Consider the following 16482-nt stretch of genomic DNA (forward strand, 5'->3'; position numbering starts at 1 on the left):
AGCACCACAACGCGACATCAAAGCAGACCCTCACCACTCACAAAGCAGATCAGCCACAACAACTTTGAGGACGCACCCTAGCCGGCTACGGCGCTGTCCGGAGCAGCCACACCGCGATCAATAGGGCGCACGCCCATGCCGTCATGCGGCGTCGAGGACTTCCATCACCTCGTCAACCCGCCAACGGAATTCGGGCTATCGCTTTCCACCAGTACCCGTGTTGGCGGCGTTCGAGCAGGACCATGACAACCTCCGCTACCTTTACGTCAACCCTGCGGATCATGGTGCTTGCTCTTTCAGACGTCGCAGCAGCCATTGCCGAAAGATCTTCGCTGGCTGGGTAAGCCACCGTTACATGTGGATCAGATGCCGAGTCTTTTATTGGCGCCTCGGGGAAGACAGATAAGGTTGCCGAACGTAGCGCGTCGCGAAGGCCTCGCACCCGCTCGGCTGGCGACACCTTGAATCCGATTGCACCACGTAGGTTACTGAGCTGCTCAATCGTCATCATAAAGGGTGATTGATCCTGGCCGACGCGGCGAGCAGCGGTGACTATCAAATCAAGCTGCTTCGGTGCATGCACTCCGCTGTATGAGATTCGGTCCAGCGTTAGATGCAGACCCTCCCTGGAGACGGGATAGAAGTACGTAGTTCCTATCGCTTGTTGGCACTCTTCGGTCAGCGAGTGGAGGTCCGAGGCATGCTCGAAAGTGATGAACCAGTAGTAGCCCAGGGTTCCTGCGCGACGATCGCGCCGTTCATCGTCCGCACTATTCATTGGGTCCACCAAGGCTATTCATACTCGCCAACGCCTCGCGTACAGCACGCAATTGTGCCGATTCTCCCCACCTGGCCGCGGCATCTTTCACGAACTCGGAGCCTCGGCGGCGGACTTGCAGCATCGGCTTACCCGGCGACACGTGGAGGGCGTCGAGCATGATCCCCGCCGCGGAATCCAAGTCAGCGTCTTTCGCTAGAACTTGCGACCGAGCCAAGTCGATCATGACGAGCGAACGACCCCACGGCGAGTTCGTGTCATTCATCTCGGGCAAAGCAAGCTCCACATACTGTTCGACCTTGTCCGGCATCGCCAAAGAGAGATACGAGGTGGCTGCGTTGCCGGCCACTTGTGCCGAGCTGTAACTCTCGAGCGAGATGCTGGAGGGAACCCCCTCCGGCGCACCGCTGTTCGTCAAGTGTTCGTAGGCCTGATCGACCGCGCGATGCACACCCTCTATATCGCCGAGCTTTCCCATTGCCCGCGCGACGCCATTGATCGCGAGGCGGGCACGCTGTGGCCCGGATCCAGCATGAGTCAGGCCGTCTTGCGCGTAGTGCAGCGCCCTATCGTACTGTCCCGCGTAGTACTCGCAGAAACTTTGCAGGCCGCGTGCCCATGCTAAGAGAGTGTTGTCCTGCGCATGCTCGCCGAGCTGGAAGGACTCCAGGCAATAGGCGCGGGCGAGCGAGAAATTCCCGCACCCCACAGCGACATAGCCGAGCAGCCCTGAGGTTTCGCATGCGATCTCGAACAGTCGACCCCGCTGTCCCGGATGACCGCACTCGTCGATGAGTTGATCGAGCCAGACCCGCTGCTTCTCGAGTGCCGGAACAAGCTCGGAGGGATCAACCGTTTCGTACTGGGCGATGCTCTCGCACGTGATGCTTTGCAACTGCCGAATGATCTCGGGATTGATCGACCGGCTCAGCTTGTGGACACGAGCGAGTATGGTGATCAACTCTTCACTGATTCCCTGATATGAGGGCGACGACTCACTCGCTTCCTTGTCCCTGGTGCGCGGCATGCTGATCATGTCGTCATCTGCAGGCGTCGCGCTTCCATCCGTTGGCCGACGGGCTGGACGCTGGTGCCGGATACGCCAGGCAGCCTCCCCTTCAGCGACGATCTGTTCGAACCGTATCCGGTCTTCGGGTGTCGCTTTGAAGTCGAGCGTGGTGTCCAGGATGGCCTGCGTGTTCGAACGCGGTTTTACAGAGCTGAGGCCAGTCCGCCAGTTGTTTACGGTTGTCGTCTCCAGTCCTAGCGAAGCAGCGAAATCCCGAACCGATCGCCTCATAGCTTCTTGCAGAGCTACGGCTTCGAAGCCAGTCCATGCCCGCCCTCTGACCATTGCCTTACCTTACGATTTGCGTCCTGACCTGGAGAAATGCGTACGTTAGGCCAACAGTATCCGACCATCACGCGGTTCCGCGTACCAACCACCAACGGGCACTTTTGAACGGTGCCCGGTACCAAGCCGACGCCGCACCCCGTCGGTCGGCGCACCCGCCCCGGTGAGCCGGAGCAGGTGGCGAAAGCCCTTGGTACCGGGCGCCTTGACCGATCCATTTGTCCGCAGGGAAGGTACTCCCCAATGCCCGACGCGACGCCCGCTATCCATCAACTCGCCACCATGACCCCGCCTGAAACCCACCAGGCGCCCAGGCAGCCCTTTACGATCGACCAGGCCCATGCGGTGATGCAATTCCACGTTGCTTGTCGAGCCAAGAAATGCCAGCGCAAAGCCGCTGCACTCCGTACTCTGATCGCAGATGGCCGAGTTGTGCCTTCCGCCAGTAGGCCACGGTGATCAGCATTGAGACTCCTCGCCCATCCCGGCGTATTCGGCACATCCACATCGAATTCGGCACCCTGACGTTGGACTACCAGGCTGGCGCCGAACAGGCGCAGAACGTGGCAGATCAACTAGCACAGGGCTTTCCGGAGCTGATGGTCACCATCGATGACGACGTGCGTGCCGATCTACCTCCGTTACCGTGTGCCGCTCTATGGGATTGAGCCTCCGAGCCTTCCACTTCATTGCCCAACGCCACCAGGTCCTCGCGGCTGATTCGCGAGCACTTTGCGCGGTCGCCCTGGAACGCTGCCGATCAAGACCTCGTCGCGGGCGCCGTGATCAACGGTAGGTTCAGTGCGGTCAATATCCCCGGCGGGGCCGAAACCACCGCGGGCACCGCGTTCACGATCCGCATGGCCGTCGCCAGCAGCGTCGCGTAGTTGTGGTCGCCGCGCGGGCTCGAGGTCACCAGATCCATGGCGTAACAAGGTTCGCCGGTGATTTCCACCCGGTAGGAGCCTTCGGGGTGGGCGGGCTGGGGCCAGTCCGGGCACAGGTCGGGGCGCAGCCGGGTGACGTGTTCCAGCACCGTGACGATGCGCTCGCCGATCATGCCGCGGACCTCGAAACGTAGTGCGGCGGCGGTGCCTTCGGCGATGTGACCGGTGGCGATGTCGAACGATTCGGGTGCGGGGACGCGCTCGTAGGTCTCGGTGACCGCGTCCAGCGTCACGCCGATGCCCGCGGCGAGCTGGCGCACCACGCTCCCCCACGCCAGCGAGAGCACGCCGGGCTGCAACAGCATCGGCGTCTCGTCCAGCGGTTTGCCGAAGCCCATGATGTCGACCATGACCGCGCGGTTGTCGTAGCTGGCGTAGTCGACGATCTCCATGCACCGCAGCTGATCGATGCGCAGGCAGGTGCCTGCGAGCGCGAGCGGCAGTAGATCGTTGGCGAAACCGGGATCGATGCCGTTCACCCAGAGCGACGAATTACCTTGCGCCGCAGCTTCTTGCACCGGCTTCAGCAACTCGTCCGGCAGCACACCGAACGGGTACTGGAAGAACACCGGCGCGCACGCGACCACGTTGACGCCCGCCGCGAGCAGCATCCGCAGGTCCTCGATCGCCTCGGGCAGCCGGTTGTCGGTCATCGAGCAGTAGACGACGCAATCGGGCCGGTCGGCCAGGACGGCGTCGACGTCGTTGGTGGCGGCGACGCCGACGGCACGGTCCAGACCGGCGAGGATTCCCGCGTCCGTCCCGGCCTTCGCGCCGGATACCCACACACCGGTCAGTTCCAGGTCGGGGTTGGCGATGATGCCCGCCAACGCGTGGCGGCCGACATTGCCTGTGCCCCATTGCACTACGCGATAGGTCATGTCACAGATCCGGGATCGGGAGGTCGAGGTTGGGGGTGATCAGGCCGCCGTCGGGCTCGAGCACCTTGCCGGTGAGGTACTTGCCCGCCGGGGACACCAGGTAGAGCGCAGCGGCGGCGATGTCCTCCGGTTCGCCGATGCGGTGCAGCGGCGTCTTGGTCTCCAGCTGGGTGCGCATGGCGTCGTTCGCCGCGACCACTTCGAGCGCCGAGGTGCGGATCGAGCCCGGTGCGATGGCGTTGACGCGGATGCGCGGGTTCAGGTCCAGCGCGGCAAGCCGGGTGTAGTGCGCGAGAGCGGCTTTCGCGGTGCCGTAGGCGGCGAAGGCACGGCCGGGCAACCGGCCCATGGTCGAGGTGATGTTGAGAATCGAACCGCCGCCCGCGGTTTCCAGGATATGTGGCACCGCGGCGCGCACCAGGGCGTGCGCGTTGCCGACGTTGAACGCGAACGCCTCGGCCATCGCCTCGGGCGTGGTGTCCAGCAGCGGGCACGGCAGCGCGCCGCCGACATTGTTGACCACGATGTCGAGCCTGCCGAACCGGTCCACCGCCGTGGCGGCCAGGCCCGCGGCCGCGTCGGCGTCGCTCAGGTCGGCGGGCACCACGTGGGCTCGCCTGCCCACGGCCGCGATCTGTTCGGCGACCTCGTCGAGCTGGCTCTTGGTCCTGGCCGCGACGAGCACGTCCGCACCGGCCTCGGCGAACGCGAGGGCGATGGCCCTGCCCAGCCCGCGTCCGGCGCCGGTGACGACGGCGACCTGCCCGTCGATGCGAAACCGATCGAGAATCATGCGCGCTCCGATCCGATGTCGAATATTCGACACTGATTGTCCTATATTCGTCATCGTAAGTTCGACGACCGGACCGGCACAAGGGGAAGACCGATGCAGCACACCGAGCCCGACGAAGTCGCGCCCCGATCGCCCTCGCCACCGACCCGTCGCGTGGTCGAGATCGTGTCGCTGCTGGCGAGCGCGACGGAGCCGCTGCCCGTCGCCGCCATCGCCGAACGCCTCGGCATCGCCAGGGCCACGGCGACCGCGGTGCTCGCCGAACTCGACGCCGCGGACTGGGCGGTGCGCGTGCCCGACCGCGGCTATCGCATCGGGCCCGCGCTCGTCGCGCTGACCACGGCCCGCCTGCCGCGCGGGATCGGCGAGGTTCTCACCGAGCTGACCGCGAAGACGGGCTGTGGTGCGACGCTGAGCCGCATCGAACCCGATCACCTCACCGTGCTCGACGTCCGGCACGGACTGGACCGCACGGTGCCGGGAATCCCTGTCGGCCACCGGATTCCGCTCCAGTTCCCGGCGGGCGCGGCGGTCATGCCGTGGCGTTCGGCGGCCGAGCAGAACACCTGGCTGGCCACCACGGCCGAACCGGACCGGCGCACCGCGAGCGCCTTGCTCACGCTGGTGCGCGAGCGCGGCGTCGCGCTGTTCCGGCCGCGCGCCGACGACGCGGGCCTGGTCGACCTGCTCGCCGATCTGCTCACGGCCGTGGGAAGCGAACTGCTGCAACCGAATCTGCGCGCGCGGGCGCTGCGCCAGCTGGCCGCGCTCACCGCGCGCCCGTTCACCAGGAGCGAGCTGGACTCCGACGCCGACCTACCGCTGAGCTATCTCGCCGCGCCGGTGTTCGACGCGAACGGATCGGCGGCGTTCGAAGTGCAGCTCGGTCCGCTGCGGACCGGCACGACCAAACCACAGCGCGACGACTACATCGCCGCGACACTGGCCGCCGCACGAGCGCTGACGGCGGCCATCGCGGCGCGGTGAACGATCACGCCCGGTGAACGATCAGGCGCGGCGAGGACTCAGCAGCGGTGACCGACAGGCGCTGTGAGCGCTCAGCGGCAGTAACCGATCAGCGGAGCGAGGATCAGCGACAGTGAACGATCAGACGCGGCGAGCGCTCAGTTGGTCAGCGCGTGCTCGGCGCCGCGGTGCAGCGGCACCGGCGTGGTCTCGCGCGCGGTATCCCTGCTGATGCCTTTGGCGGCCGAGTTCGCCTGTTCCAGTTGCGGTTTGCGATCGAAGAGGGTCTTGGTGAGCACGCACGCCAGGTCGGCGTCGAGGTCGTCGCGGACCAACAGGACGTTCGGGACGACGATGGTCGCCGCGTCGGCGGGCAAGCCGTAGGTGGCGGCGGGAATGGTGCCCGGTTCGTACACCGGGTTCACGGTGCGCAGGCGTGGGGCGAGGTCGGCGATGTCGAGGAAGCGGACCTTGTCGCGCGCCGAGGTGAACAGGTCGGTGATGCCGGGGGTGGGCAGGCCGCCGGAGAAGAACATGGCGTCGATCGAGCCGTCTTTCATGCCGTCGACGGTCTTGGTGAGATCGAGCCGCTGCGCGGAGATGTCGCGGTCGGGGTCGATGCCCGCGGCGGTCAGCACCCGCTGCGCGATGACCTCGGTGCCGGACTTCGGCGATCCGGTGGAGACGCGTTTGCCGCGCAGGTCCGCGACCGAATCGATGCCGGCCCCGGTACGCACGATCACCTGCGTGTAGTTCGGGTAGAGCCGCGAAAGCGCCTGCACCGGTTGCTTTTTGCCGTCGAAGCTGCCCGTGCCGAGCACGGCGTCGGCGGCGGTGTCGGCGAGCGAGAAAGCCACCTGGTAGGTGCCCGCCACCAGCTGCTGGATGTTCTGCACCGACGCGCCGGTCTCCGCCGCGGTGGCCTTCACCGTGCCGCCGGTGGCCTGCGCGACCTGCTCGGCGTAGGCGTTGCCGAGCGCGAAGTAGACGCCGGTGGCGTTTCCGGTCGCGATGCCGACGCGCGAATCCCGCGTCACCTCGCAGGTCACCGTGCCGCCCGCGTCGGTGCGCGGCGCGTCCTGGCGGCCACCGCAGCCCGCCAGCAGTCCGGCCGTCACGGTGGCGACGGCGACAATCGTTGCGACTCTTCTCACTTCGTCCTCCTTCGGGAGAGCATGGTGTACCCGGCGGCGGCCGCGAGCGCGGCGAGCCCGGCGATCAGCGCGGCGGGTTCCAGGTACAGCAGCGCCAGTCCGCCCGCCCCGGCGAGCACGCGCGCGGGCGCCGGGGCCGGGCCGATCCCCAGCAGCCAGCCGCCGCTCGCGGCGGCCAGGGCGGCGACGCCTGCACAGGCCACGACGCTCGTCCACAGCACGTCCAGCGCGGGGCCGGTGCCGAGCAGGTGTTCACCGGATTCGGTGAGCACGAACACGATCGGCACCAAGAACGCGGGCAGCGCGTACTTCAGCGCCTGCCACATGGTCGGCACCGTGCGGCCGCCGGTGACGGCCGACGCGCCGACCGCGGCCAGTGCGGTCGGCGGGGTGACCTCGGAGAGCACCGAGTAGTAGAAGACGAACATGGCCGCCGCGGGCGCGGGCACCTCCAGCGCGAGCAGCGCGGGCCCGATGATCGCCCAGCCGATGATGAACGAGGCGGTGACCGGCACCGCCAGACCGAGCAGCGCGAGGGCGATCGCGGCGAAGGCCACGGTGCACGCGAGCACGACGGTCTGGTTGTCCGACAGCGCCGAGGCGAATCGCACCAGCAGCGCGGCCAATTGGGCGCCGAGCCCGGTCTTGGTGGTCATCGCGGTGATCACGCCCGCGGCGGTGCACACCGCGACCACCGGAAGCGCGGAGCGGACGCCGTTGCCGAGCGCGTGGAAGACCGCTCGCGGCGAACGGGCCAGGCGGCGGGTGCGCGCGTCGAGGAACGACAGGGAGAAGGCCAGCGCGGTGGCGTAGACGACGGCCCGCGTCGCGCTGACGTCGAGGAGCAGCAGCACCACGATCACGATCAGCGACAGGAAGTGATAGCCGAAGCGGGCCAGCAACTTCCAGGCCGACGCGCCGCCGATCTCGACCGGACGCGTGCCGAGCCGCCTGGCGTCGATCTCCACCGCGAGCAGGATGCCCAGGTAGTAGAGCACGGTCGGGATCAGCGCCCACCCGAGCACGGTCACATAGGAGACCTCGAGATACTCGGCGACGATGAAGGCCGCCGCGCCGAGGGTGGGCGGCGACAGGATCGCGCCGACGCCCGCGGCGGCCAGCATGCCGCCCGCCTGCTCCGGCGGATACCCCGCGCGCCGCAGAATCGGCCAGGTCACCGCGCCCACGCTCACCGCCGTGGCGGTGCCGGAGCCGGACACCGTGCCGAGCAGGAAGCCGGAGGCCACCGCCGTGCGCCCGGCCGCGCCGCGCGAGCGGCGGAACGCCGCGACCGACAGATCGACGAAGAACTGCGCGGCGCCGGAGAATTCGAGCACTGCGCCGTACAGGGTGAAGAGCACGATGTAGGTGGCCGCGACGTCGAGCGGGGTGCCATAGAAGCCGCTGCCCGAGTTGTACAGCGCGTCGACGATCTGCGCGAAGTCCAGTCCCGCGTGCGCGATGGTCCACTGCTGCGGCAGCAGTCCGCCGTAGTAGCCGTAGGCGAGGAACGTCATGCAGACCACGGGTAGCACCCACCCGGTGGTCCGGCGACAGGCCTCAAGCACCAGCACCAGCAGCACCGCGCCCATGGCGACGTCCACGGGATCGAGCAAGCCCTGCCGATCCAGGAACGCGTCGTATCCGCCACCGCCGGAACCGATGTCGAACGGCAGCACCGGATACAGGCAGACCGCCAGCGCCAGCGCCGCCAGCGCCCAGTCCAGCGCGCCCGGCCCGGAGGACCGGTCGAGCAGCCGCAGGCCCGAGCGATAGGCCAGGAACACCAGCGGCAGCGTGCCCGCGAGGAACACCACCAGGTAGTACTGGCTCCCCTGCGGCAGCGGCCGAAACACCTGCCACACCGCGAGGATCGCGATCGCGAAGGCCGCGACCGCGACCACCCGCTCGGGCCACCCGCTCAGTTCGCGGGCGGGACGCTCGGCGTCGTCCACCTCGAGCGTGTCGAGTGACGGCCGCTGCCGATCATCAGGCAGCTCCTCGTCGAGCTGCGGGTCCCGCGTGTCGGACATCGTGCGACGATATCAACGCGTCCCGTCCGATTCGCCCGATTTCACGACGGAGATTCGCTCGCGGCGCGCTCACCCCTAAATCTTTGCAGAATCATAAGGTTCGTACAGCACGACCGACCACGGCTTGCCCGGCGTCGCTTCGAGCGCGGCGCGGCGCTCGTGCGGTCCGGTGACCGGGTCCGCGAGCGCGACGCCCGCGCCGCGCAGCGCGGTGACGGTGGCGTCGAGGTCGGCGACCTTGACCGACAGCGCGGCCGCGTCCCCTTCCCGGTCGGACCCGGCCACCATGATTCGCGACGGCCCGACGTCGAACTGCGCCCATCGATCGCCGTCGACGAAGGTGGGCGCGACGCCGAGCAGCGCGGTGAGCAGCGCGACGGTGGCGGGCAGATCGTCGGTGGGCAGGATCGTCCCGATCCGTTCGATGCTCATTCGTCGCTCCCGAAGGCTCGTCGGACGGCCGAAAACGCCGCGGCGGCAGCCGCTTCGGCGTCCGGCAGGTGATCGGCCATGCTCACGAAACCGTGAAACTCCCCGTCGTAGCGAACCGTCTCGGTGGGGACACCCGCCGCCTGTAACCGGGCGGCGTAGGCCTCCCCCTCGTCGCGCAGCGGATCGAACTCCGCCGTGACGACGTGGGCGGGCGGTAGTCCGGACAGGTCGGCGGCGCGCGGCGGCGCGGCGTAGGGGTGATCCCGGTCGCCGCCATCGCCGAGGTACTGCTCCCAGTACCACCGCAGGTGCGCGGCCGTGGTGAAGTACCCGTCCGCGTTGTCCCGGTACGAGACGGTGTCGCAGGCCGGATCCAGCATCGGGTAGATCAGCAGCTGATGCGCCAGCGCGGGCCCGCCGCGGTCGCGGGACATCAGCGTCGCCACGGCGGCCAGATTGCCGCCGGAACTGTCGCCCGCCACGGAGATTCGGGCGGGATCGCCGCCGAGCTCGTCCGCGTGGCCGGCGACCCAGCGCACCACCGCGTAGGCGTCCTCGGCGGCCGCGGGGAACCGATGCTCGGGCGCCTGGCGGTAGTCGACCGACACCACGATCGCACCGACGCCGTTGGTCATCGTCCGGCAGAACCGGTCATGGCTGTCCAGGCTACAAATCGTGAATCCGCCGCCGTGGCAGAAGACCACCACGGGCAGGCCGGGCCCGGCGTCGACGGGCCAGTAGATCCGCACCCGCACCTCGGGCGCCCCGTCCGGCCCCGGCACCGTCCGCTCCTCGACCCGGCCGACCGGGAGCGGCTCGACCGCCGCCGCGGGCCGCGCCGCCAGCAGGCGACGGGCCTCGGCAGCATCGAAGACCTCGGTGCCGAGCTTCGGGAAGCCGGCCGAGGCCAGCTCCACGATGGCGCGGGCTTCGGGTTTCAACGGCACGATCCGCTCCTTACTCCATGCCCGGCAGCTGCGCGCCGGGTGGAATGAACTGTCCGGCGGACAGGCCGCCATCGATCGCGAGTTCCGCGCCGGTGACGAAGGCCGAGGCATCCGAGGCCAGGAAGGCGACCAGATCGGCGACCTCGCCGGGCAGGCCGACGCGCCCGAGCGGAAGCGCCGGGAAGCTCCCCGGACCGGTGTTCAATCCGAGGTGACCGATCATCGGCGTGTGGATCGGACCCGGATGCACCGAGTTCACCCGGATGCCCGCGGGGCCGAGCTCGAGCGCCGCGGTCTTCGTCAGTCCGCGCAGACCCCACTTCGAGGCGCCGTACGCGGCGTGCCCCATCAGGCCCTGCAAACCGGCCTGCGAGGAGATGTTCACGATGGACCCGCCGCCCGCGGCGGCCAGCGGACCGGCCACGGCCTTGATGCCGAAGAAGGAGCCGACCAGGTTGACCCGCAGAATCCGTTCCAGCTCTTCGGCGCTGGTGTCGGTCAGCGCCTTGGTGGTGTAGATCGCGGCGTTGTTCACCAGCACGTCGAGGCGGCCGAAATCGCGTTCGGCGGTCTGCACCGCCGCCGCCCACTCGGCTTCGCTGCTCACGTCGTGCGCCACGAAACGCGCCGCGTCGCCGAGGGATTCGGCTACGGCCTTGCCTTCGTCGGCCAGCACGTCGGTGATCACCACGCGGGCGCCGAGCTCGACGAACAGCCGAGCCTCGGCCTCGCCCTGCCCGCGCGCCGCGCCCGTGATGATCGCGACTTTCCCGTCGAGGGAGGTCATCTCACTCCTCGTTCTTCCGGCTGTAGTGTCCGTTCCGGCTCGCTGCGCTCGCTCGGAAGTGCGGAATCACCGTCTCGCCCCAGTGCCGGATGGTCTCCAGGCAGGCTTCCTGCGGCACGGTGCCCATCTGGATCAGGCACAGGATCTCGTCGGCGCCCGCCGCCTTCAACCGTTCGACGTAGGCGATGGCGTCCTCCGGCGAGCCGTAGGCGTGCTCGGCGTTGAACACCGAGGTCGCGCCGGTCTTCACCGGGATCTTGGCCTCGTGCAGGTAGGCGACGTGGTCGTCGGCGGCCTGCTTGATGGCGGCCAGCTCGTCGGCGTTGGGGTCGACGGCCTCGTCCGGCACCGGGCCCGCGCCGTACCAGTGCTTGATCGACTGCGCGAAGAACCGCTGGCCGCGCGCGCCGATCTGCTGCGCCCTCTCGCGATCCTCCAGCACGATCGTCGGGCACAGCGCCGCGAAGTGATCGTTGACGACGGTGGAAACGAACTTCTCGCCGGTCCGTTCGGCGATGGCCTGGTCGTAGGTGCGGCGCAGTTCGGCGATCTCCTCGACGCCCGCGAAACCGAGGACCAGTGCGCCGATTCCGTAGTCGGCGGCCAGCTTCAGGGTGTCCTTCTTGGTGCACGCCATGAACAGCGGCGGGTGCGGCAGCTGGACCGGGCGCGGCAGCATCGGGTGCGGGTCGATGTCGAGCAACTCACCGTGCCACTCGAATTCGCCCTCGGGGTCCTGCCAGGCCTTGCCGATGATGCGCAGCGACTCCTCGACCTCCTGGTAGGTGCGGTCGGGGTCGACGCCGCACATGGAGGTTTCCTGCGGGGTCGCGCCGCGGCCCGCGCCCAGGTTCACCCGGCCGTTGGAGAGCACATCGAGCATGGCGGCGCGTTCGGCGGCGCGCACCGGGTGGTTGAAGTTGAACGGCATGCAGACCACGCCGTGCCCGATCCTGATGCGTTCGGTGCGCGCGGCCACCCAGGTGAGAAAGATCTCCGGGGCGCTCATGTGCGCGTACCACTTCAACCCGTGATGCTCCACGGCCCAGACGGTGTCGAAGCCCATCTCCTCGGCGAGCACGGCCTGCTCCACGCAGTCGCGCAGCACCTGCCGTTCGTGCTCGGCCGACGGGTCGGTCATCTGCGCCTCGAAGATCATCGAGAACTTCATGCATTGCCTCCACTTCTCAATATGCCTAGTAGAAATATTTCCGATGCTGCCGTGGAGGTCAGGTGCATGTCTCGCTGGCTGAGACTGCGCACCCCCGCGCCGATGCCGGAGACCTAGCTTCGAAGCGAGGCAGCAGAAAGGAAGGACCGCAGTGGGTCGACTCGAAGGCAAGGTCGCGCTGATCACCGGTGGCGCGCGCGGGATGGGCGCCGAACACGTGCGCCGCTTCGTCGCCGAAGGCGCACGGGTGGTGTTCGGCGATGTGCTCGACGAGCAGGGCGAGCAGCTGGCGGCCGAGCTCGGCGCGGCCGCGCACTACGTGCACCACGACGTGACCAGCGAAGCCGGCTGGACCGCGGCGGTGACCGCCGCGACCGAGACGTTCGGCAAGCTCGACGTGCTGGTGAACAACGCGGGCATCTTGCGCTTCCAGAGCATCGCGGACATGAGCCTCGCCGATTTCAGCACCATCCTGAACGTCAACGTGACCGGCACCTGGCTGGGCATCAAGACCGCGGCCCCCGCGCTCACCGCGGCGGGCGGCGGCTCCATCGTCAACATCTCCTCGGTCGAGGGTTTCATCGGCGCGGCGGGGCTCTCCGCCTACAGCGCGAGCAAATTCGCGCTGCGCGGCGTCACCAAATCGGCCTCCCGCGAGCTGGGCAAGGCGGGCATCAGGGTGAATTCCGTGCACCCCGGCGGCATCGCCACGCCGATGACCGCCAACGCCTCCTCCGGCGTGGACGGCGACAAGTTCTTCGCCGGACTGCCGATCCCGCGCTGGGGCAGGCCGGAGGAGGTCACCGAGGCGGTGGTCTTCCTGGCCTCCGACGCCGCAGGCTACTGCACCGGCACCGAGGTCGTCGTCGACGGCGGCATGCTCACCGGCGCAGGCTACTGAACGAGAAAGGCAGACCGATGTCTCAGCAGAAGACCACCGAGGCCGCCTACGACGTGGTGGTCGTCGGTTCCGGCGCGGCGGGCATGACCGCCGCGCTCACCGCCGCCTACCGCGGCCTTTCGGTGGTGCTGATCGAGAAGAGCCGCAGCTTCGGCGGTTCCACGGCGCGCTCCGGCGGCGGGGTGTGGATCCCGAACAACCCCGTGCTGGTGCGCGAGGGCGTGCCGGACAGCCCCGATCTGGCCCGCGTCTATCTGAAATCCGTGGTGGGCGACCGGGTTCCGCAGGCCAAGCAGGACGCCTTCCTGGACAACGGCCCTCGGATGATGACGTACCTGAGCGGCCGCACCCCGCATCTGGAATTCGTCTACGACCGCGGCTACTCCGACTACCACCCGGAACTGCCCGGCGGCCTGGCCCAGGGGCGCAGCATCGAGCCCGCCATCGTCGACGGCCGCCTGCTCGGCGACGACCTGGCACTGATCAACCAGCCGACGATGTCCGGCCCCAAGGGAATCGCCTTCACCGTCAGCGACTTCCACGATCTCAACATGATCGCGCGCACCTGGAAGGGCAAGCGCACGGCCATGAAGGTCGGCGCCAAGGCGGTCGCGAACAAGCTGCGCGGGCGCCTGCCGCTCAGCCTCGGCAAGGCGCTCGTCGCCCGGCTGTGGCTGGCGCTGCGCGACGCGGGGGTGCCGGTGTGGCTGAACACGCCGCTCACCGAGTTGCTCACCGAGGACGGCGCGGTGGTCGGCGTGCGCGCCGAGCGCGACGGCGCGCCGATCGTGCTGCGGGCCCGGCGCGGCGTGGTGCTCGCCGCGGGCGGCTTCGAGCACAACCTGGAGATGCGCAAGCAGTTCTTCGCCGAGCCGGTGAGCACGGACTGGACCGTCGGCGCCACCGAGAACGTCGGCGACGGCATCCGCGCAGGCGAAGAGGTCGGCGCCGCGCTCGATCTCATGGACGACGCGTGGTGGGGCCCTTCGGTGCGCAACCCCGACGGCCCGCCGTTCTTCTGCCTGGCCGAACGCTCGCAGCCCGGCGCCATCATGGTCAACGACGCGGGCGAGCGGTTCACCAACGAATCGGCCAGCTACGTCGACGTGGTGCACACCATGTACGAGCGGAACGCGTCCGGAATCGGCCACGTGCCAGCGCATTTCATCATGGATCAGCGCTTCCGCGACCGGTACCTGTTCCTCGGCACCTTCCCGAAGCAACCCATTCCGCAGAAGTACTTCGACGCGGGCATCATCAAGAAGGCCGACACGCTCGCCGAACTCGCGGCGCAGATCGGCGTTCCGGCCGACGCCCTCACCGCCACCGTCCAGCGGTTCAACGGCTTCGTGGCGGCCGGGCGCGACGAGGACTTCCACCGCGGCGAATCCGCCTACGACCGCTACTACGGCGACCCCACTGTCACGCCGAACCCGTGTCTGGCGCCGATCGACAAGGGGCCCTTCTACGCCGTGGAGATGGTGCCGGGCGATCTCGGCACCAAGGGCGGCCTGGTCACCGACGAGCACTCCCGGGTGCTGCGCGCCGACGGTGCGCCGATCGCGGGACTGTATGCGGCGGGCAACAATTCGGCCGCTGTCATGGGCAACAGCTACGCGGGCGCGGGCGCCACCATCGGCCCGGCCATGGTGTTCGGCTACATCGCGGCCAACCACCTGGCCGATCTCGACCAGGCCCAGGCGTGAAAGGACACGACATGGACAGAGTCAGCGGTAAGACGGTCATCGTGACCGGCGGGGCGCGGGGCATGGGCGCGGCGTTCGCGCGCAAGCTCGCGAGCCAGGGCGCGTCGGTGGTGATCACCGACGTGCTCGCCGAGGAGGGCAAGGCGGTCGCCGCCGAACTGGGCGAGCGGGGGCTGTTCCTGCCGCTGGACGTGACCGACGAAAGCGCTTGGCAGTCGGTGGTCGCCGAGGCCGAGCGGGCCTTCGGACCCGTCTGGGGCCTGGTCAACAACGCGGGCATCGTGCACGTCGACCCGATCGAGAAGCTCGCCGAAGCGGACTACCGCAAGGTGATCGACGTCAACCAGGTGGGCGTGTTCCTCGGCATGAAAGCCGTTGTGCCATCGATGCGCCGGGCGGGCGGCGGCTCCATCGTGAACATCTCCTCCATCGGCGGCATCATCGCCTTCTCCAACATCCTCGGCTACGTCGCGTCCAAATGGGCGGTGCGCGGCATGAGCAAGGCGGCGGCGCAGGAGTTCGGGGCGGACGGAATCCGGGTCAACTCGGTGCATCCCGGCGTCGTCGCCACCGAGATGACCGCCGCGTCGGATCGCTCGAACTCGATGGTGCACGATCAGCCGCTGCCCCGCGCCGCCACGCCCGACGAGCTGGCCAACGTAGTGCTGTTCCTGATCTCCGACGAGTCGGCGTACTGCACCGGCGCGGAATTCGTCGCCGACGGCGGCTTCACGACCAAATGACACGAGGACAACTGCTGTGAAGAACTTCCAGGACAAGGTCGCCGTCATCACCGGCGCCGGTGCGGGGATCGGGCGGGCGCTCGCGCTCGAATTGGCGCGCAACGGTGCGCGTCTCGCGCTGTCCGGGCGCGACCTGGCCAATGTCAGCGAGACCGCCGCGCTGTGCGAGCGGGAGGGGGCGAAGGCGCGCGCCTACAAGCTCGACGTCACCGACCGCGCCGCGTTCTACGCGCACGCGGAGGAAGTGCAGGCCGAATTCGGTCCGGCCAACCTGCTGGTCAACAACGCGGGCGTCTCGCTGACGGCCACCGTCGAGGAACTCAGCTGGGAGGACTTCGAATGGATCGTGAACATCAACTTCTGGGGCGTCATGCACGGCACCAAGGCGTTCCTGCCGCAGGTGATCGCCTCCGGTGACGGCCACATCGCCAATGTCTCCAGTATGTTCGGCCTGGCCGCCTGCCCGAGCCAAGGCGCCTACAACGCAACGAAATTCGGTATCCGCGGCTTCACCGACGCGCTGCGCCAGGAGATGAAGATCGCCGGGCACCCGGTCGGGGTGAGCAGTGTGCACCCGGGCATGGTGAAGACCGAGATCGCGTGGAAGGCCCGCGCGGGCGGCGACCGTGACCGCGATGCCCTGGCCGCCAACTTCGATCGGCTCGCCAAGACCACCCCCGAGTCCGCGGCGAAGATCATCCTGCGCGGCATCCAGAAGGACAAGGCCAAGATCCTCGTCGGCGCAGACGCCCGCGTCATCGATCTGCTCCCCCGCCTCTTCGGGTCCGGCTATCAGCGAATCATCACGGCTCAGATGAAGAACGAGGTCAACTGAGCAAACAGGGCGTTACGGGCGCGGCAACCGGTGGCAAGCTGGAATTGTGCGTGC

General features: G+C 68.3%; 16 protein-coding genes. 6 read left to right on the forward strand and 10 right to left on the reverse strand.

Translation table 11 applies throughout. The features are described from left to right. Positions 1-172: 172 nt before the first annotated feature. On the reverse strand, positions 173-778 hold the full coding sequence (locus tag AC3ERS_RS34215; RefSeq protein WP_431972299.1) for a 2'-5' RNA ligase family protein: 606 nt from the start codon (positions 776-778) through the stop codon (positions 173-175). Then, positions 771-2132, reverse strand: coding sequence for an NsdA family TPR-like regulatory protein (locus AC3ERS_RS34220; protein WP_488186256.1), 1362 nt, complete (start codon positions 2130-2132; stop codon positions 771-773). The genes AC3ERS_RS34215 and AC3ERS_RS34220 overlap by 8 nt, the downstream gene beginning before the upstream one ends. Before the next feature lie 455 nt (positions 2133-2587). Here AC3ERS_RS34220 and AC3ERS_RS34225 point away from each other — a divergent pair, with 455 nt between their 5' ends. Continuing rightward, a complete protein-coding gene (locus AC3ERS_RS34225; RefSeq protein ID WP_431972301.1) occupies positions 2588-2800 on the forward strand; it encodes a hypothetical protein in 213 nt (70 codons plus the stop codon). Between the two features lie 92 nt (positions 2801-2892). On the opposite strand, the gene AC3ERS_RS34230 is transcribed toward AC3ERS_RS34225, so the two are convergent. Then, a complete protein-coding gene (locus AC3ERS_RS34230; RefSeq protein WP_431972302.1) occupies positions 2893-3960 on the reverse strand; it encodes an NAD(P)H-dependent amine dehydrogenase family protein in 1068 nt (355 codons plus the stop codon). Position 3961: 1 nt separating this feature from the next. Then, complete coding sequence (locus AC3ERS_RS34235) at positions 3962-4753, reverse strand: SDR family oxidoreductase (protein WP_431972303.1); 792 nt, start codon at positions 4751-4753, stop codon at positions 3962-3964. A 93-nt stretch (positions 4754-4846) separates the two neighbouring features. Between AC3ERS_RS34235 and AC3ERS_RS34240 the strand changes: the two genes are divergently transcribed. Beyond that, entirely contained in the window at positions 4847-5740 is an 894-nt protein-coding gene (locus tag AC3ERS_RS34240) for a helix-turn-helix domain-containing protein (RefSeq protein WP_431972304.1), read from the forward strand. Between the two features lie 137 nt (positions 5741-5877). On the opposite strand, the gene AC3ERS_RS34245 is transcribed toward AC3ERS_RS34240, so the two are convergent. From AC3ERS_RS34245 to AC3ERS_RS34270, 6 genes are all read right to left on the reverse strand, one after another. Continuing rightward, on the reverse strand, positions 5878-6873 hold the full coding sequence (locus AC3ERS_RS34245) for a TAXI family TRAP transporter solute-binding subunit (protein WP_431972305.1): 996 nt from the start codon (positions 6871-6873) through the stop codon (positions 5878-5880). Further along, entirely contained in the window at positions 6870-8906 is a 2037-nt protein-coding gene (locus AC3ERS_RS34250) for a TRAP transporter permease (protein ID WP_431972306.1), read from the reverse strand. The genes AC3ERS_RS34245 and AC3ERS_RS34250 overlap by 4 nt, the downstream gene beginning before the upstream one ends. Positions 8907-8981: 75 nt before the next feature. Beyond that, on the reverse strand, positions 8982-9338 hold the full coding sequence (locus tag AC3ERS_RS34255; protein ID WP_431972307.1) for a VOC family protein: 357 nt from the start codon (positions 9336-9338) through the stop codon (positions 8982-8984). After that, entirely contained in the window at positions 9335-10285 is a 951-nt protein-coding gene (locus AC3ERS_RS34260) for an alpha/beta hydrolase (protein ID WP_431972308.1), read from the reverse strand. The genes AC3ERS_RS34255 and AC3ERS_RS34260 overlap by 4 nt, the downstream gene beginning before the upstream one ends. Positions 10286-10295: 10 nt before the next feature. Continuing rightward, positions 10296-11072: a glucose 1-dehydrogenase gene (locus AC3ERS_RS34265; protein WP_431972309.1), complete on the reverse strand. Its 777-nt coding sequence runs from the start codon at positions 11070-11072 to the stop codon at positions 10296-10298. A gap of 1 nt (position 11073) precedes the next feature. Further along, positions 11074-12243, reverse strand: coding sequence for an LLM class flavin-dependent oxidoreductase (locus AC3ERS_RS34270; protein ID WP_431972310.1), 1170 nt, complete (start codon positions 12241-12243; stop codon positions 11074-11076). 151 nt (positions 12244-12394) lie between these two features. Here AC3ERS_RS34270 and AC3ERS_RS34275 point away from each other — a divergent pair, with 151 nt between their 5' ends. From AC3ERS_RS34275 to AC3ERS_RS34290, 4 genes are read left to right on the forward strand one after another with little or no spacing between them, the layout of a single operon-like run. Beyond that, entirely contained in the window at positions 12395-13144 is a 750-nt protein-coding gene (locus AC3ERS_RS34275; RefSeq protein ID WP_431972311.1) for a glucose 1-dehydrogenase, read from the forward strand. A gap of 17 nt (positions 13145-13161) precedes the next feature. Beyond that, positions 13162-14850: a 3-oxosteroid 1-dehydrogenase gene (gene kstD, locus AC3ERS_RS34280; protein ID WP_431972312.1), complete on the forward strand. Its 1689-nt coding sequence runs from the start codon at positions 13162-13164 to the stop codon at positions 14848-14850. Between the two features lie 11 nt (positions 14851-14861). Then, a complete protein-coding gene (locus AC3ERS_RS34285; protein ID WP_431972313.1) occupies positions 14862-15593 on the forward strand; it encodes a glucose 1-dehydrogenase in 732 nt (243 codons plus the stop codon). Positions 15594-15609: 16 nt separating this feature from the next. Then, the gene (locus tag AC3ERS_RS34290; RefSeq protein WP_431972314.1) at positions 15610-16428 is read left to right on the forward strand and encodes an SDR family NAD(P)-dependent oxidoreductase; all 819 of its coding nucleotides are present in this window, start codon (positions 15610-15612) and stop codon (positions 16426-16428) included. Positions 16429-16482 lie beyond the last annotated feature (54 nt).

The sequence above is a fragment of the Nocardia sp. bgisy134 genome (assembly GCF_057708325.1).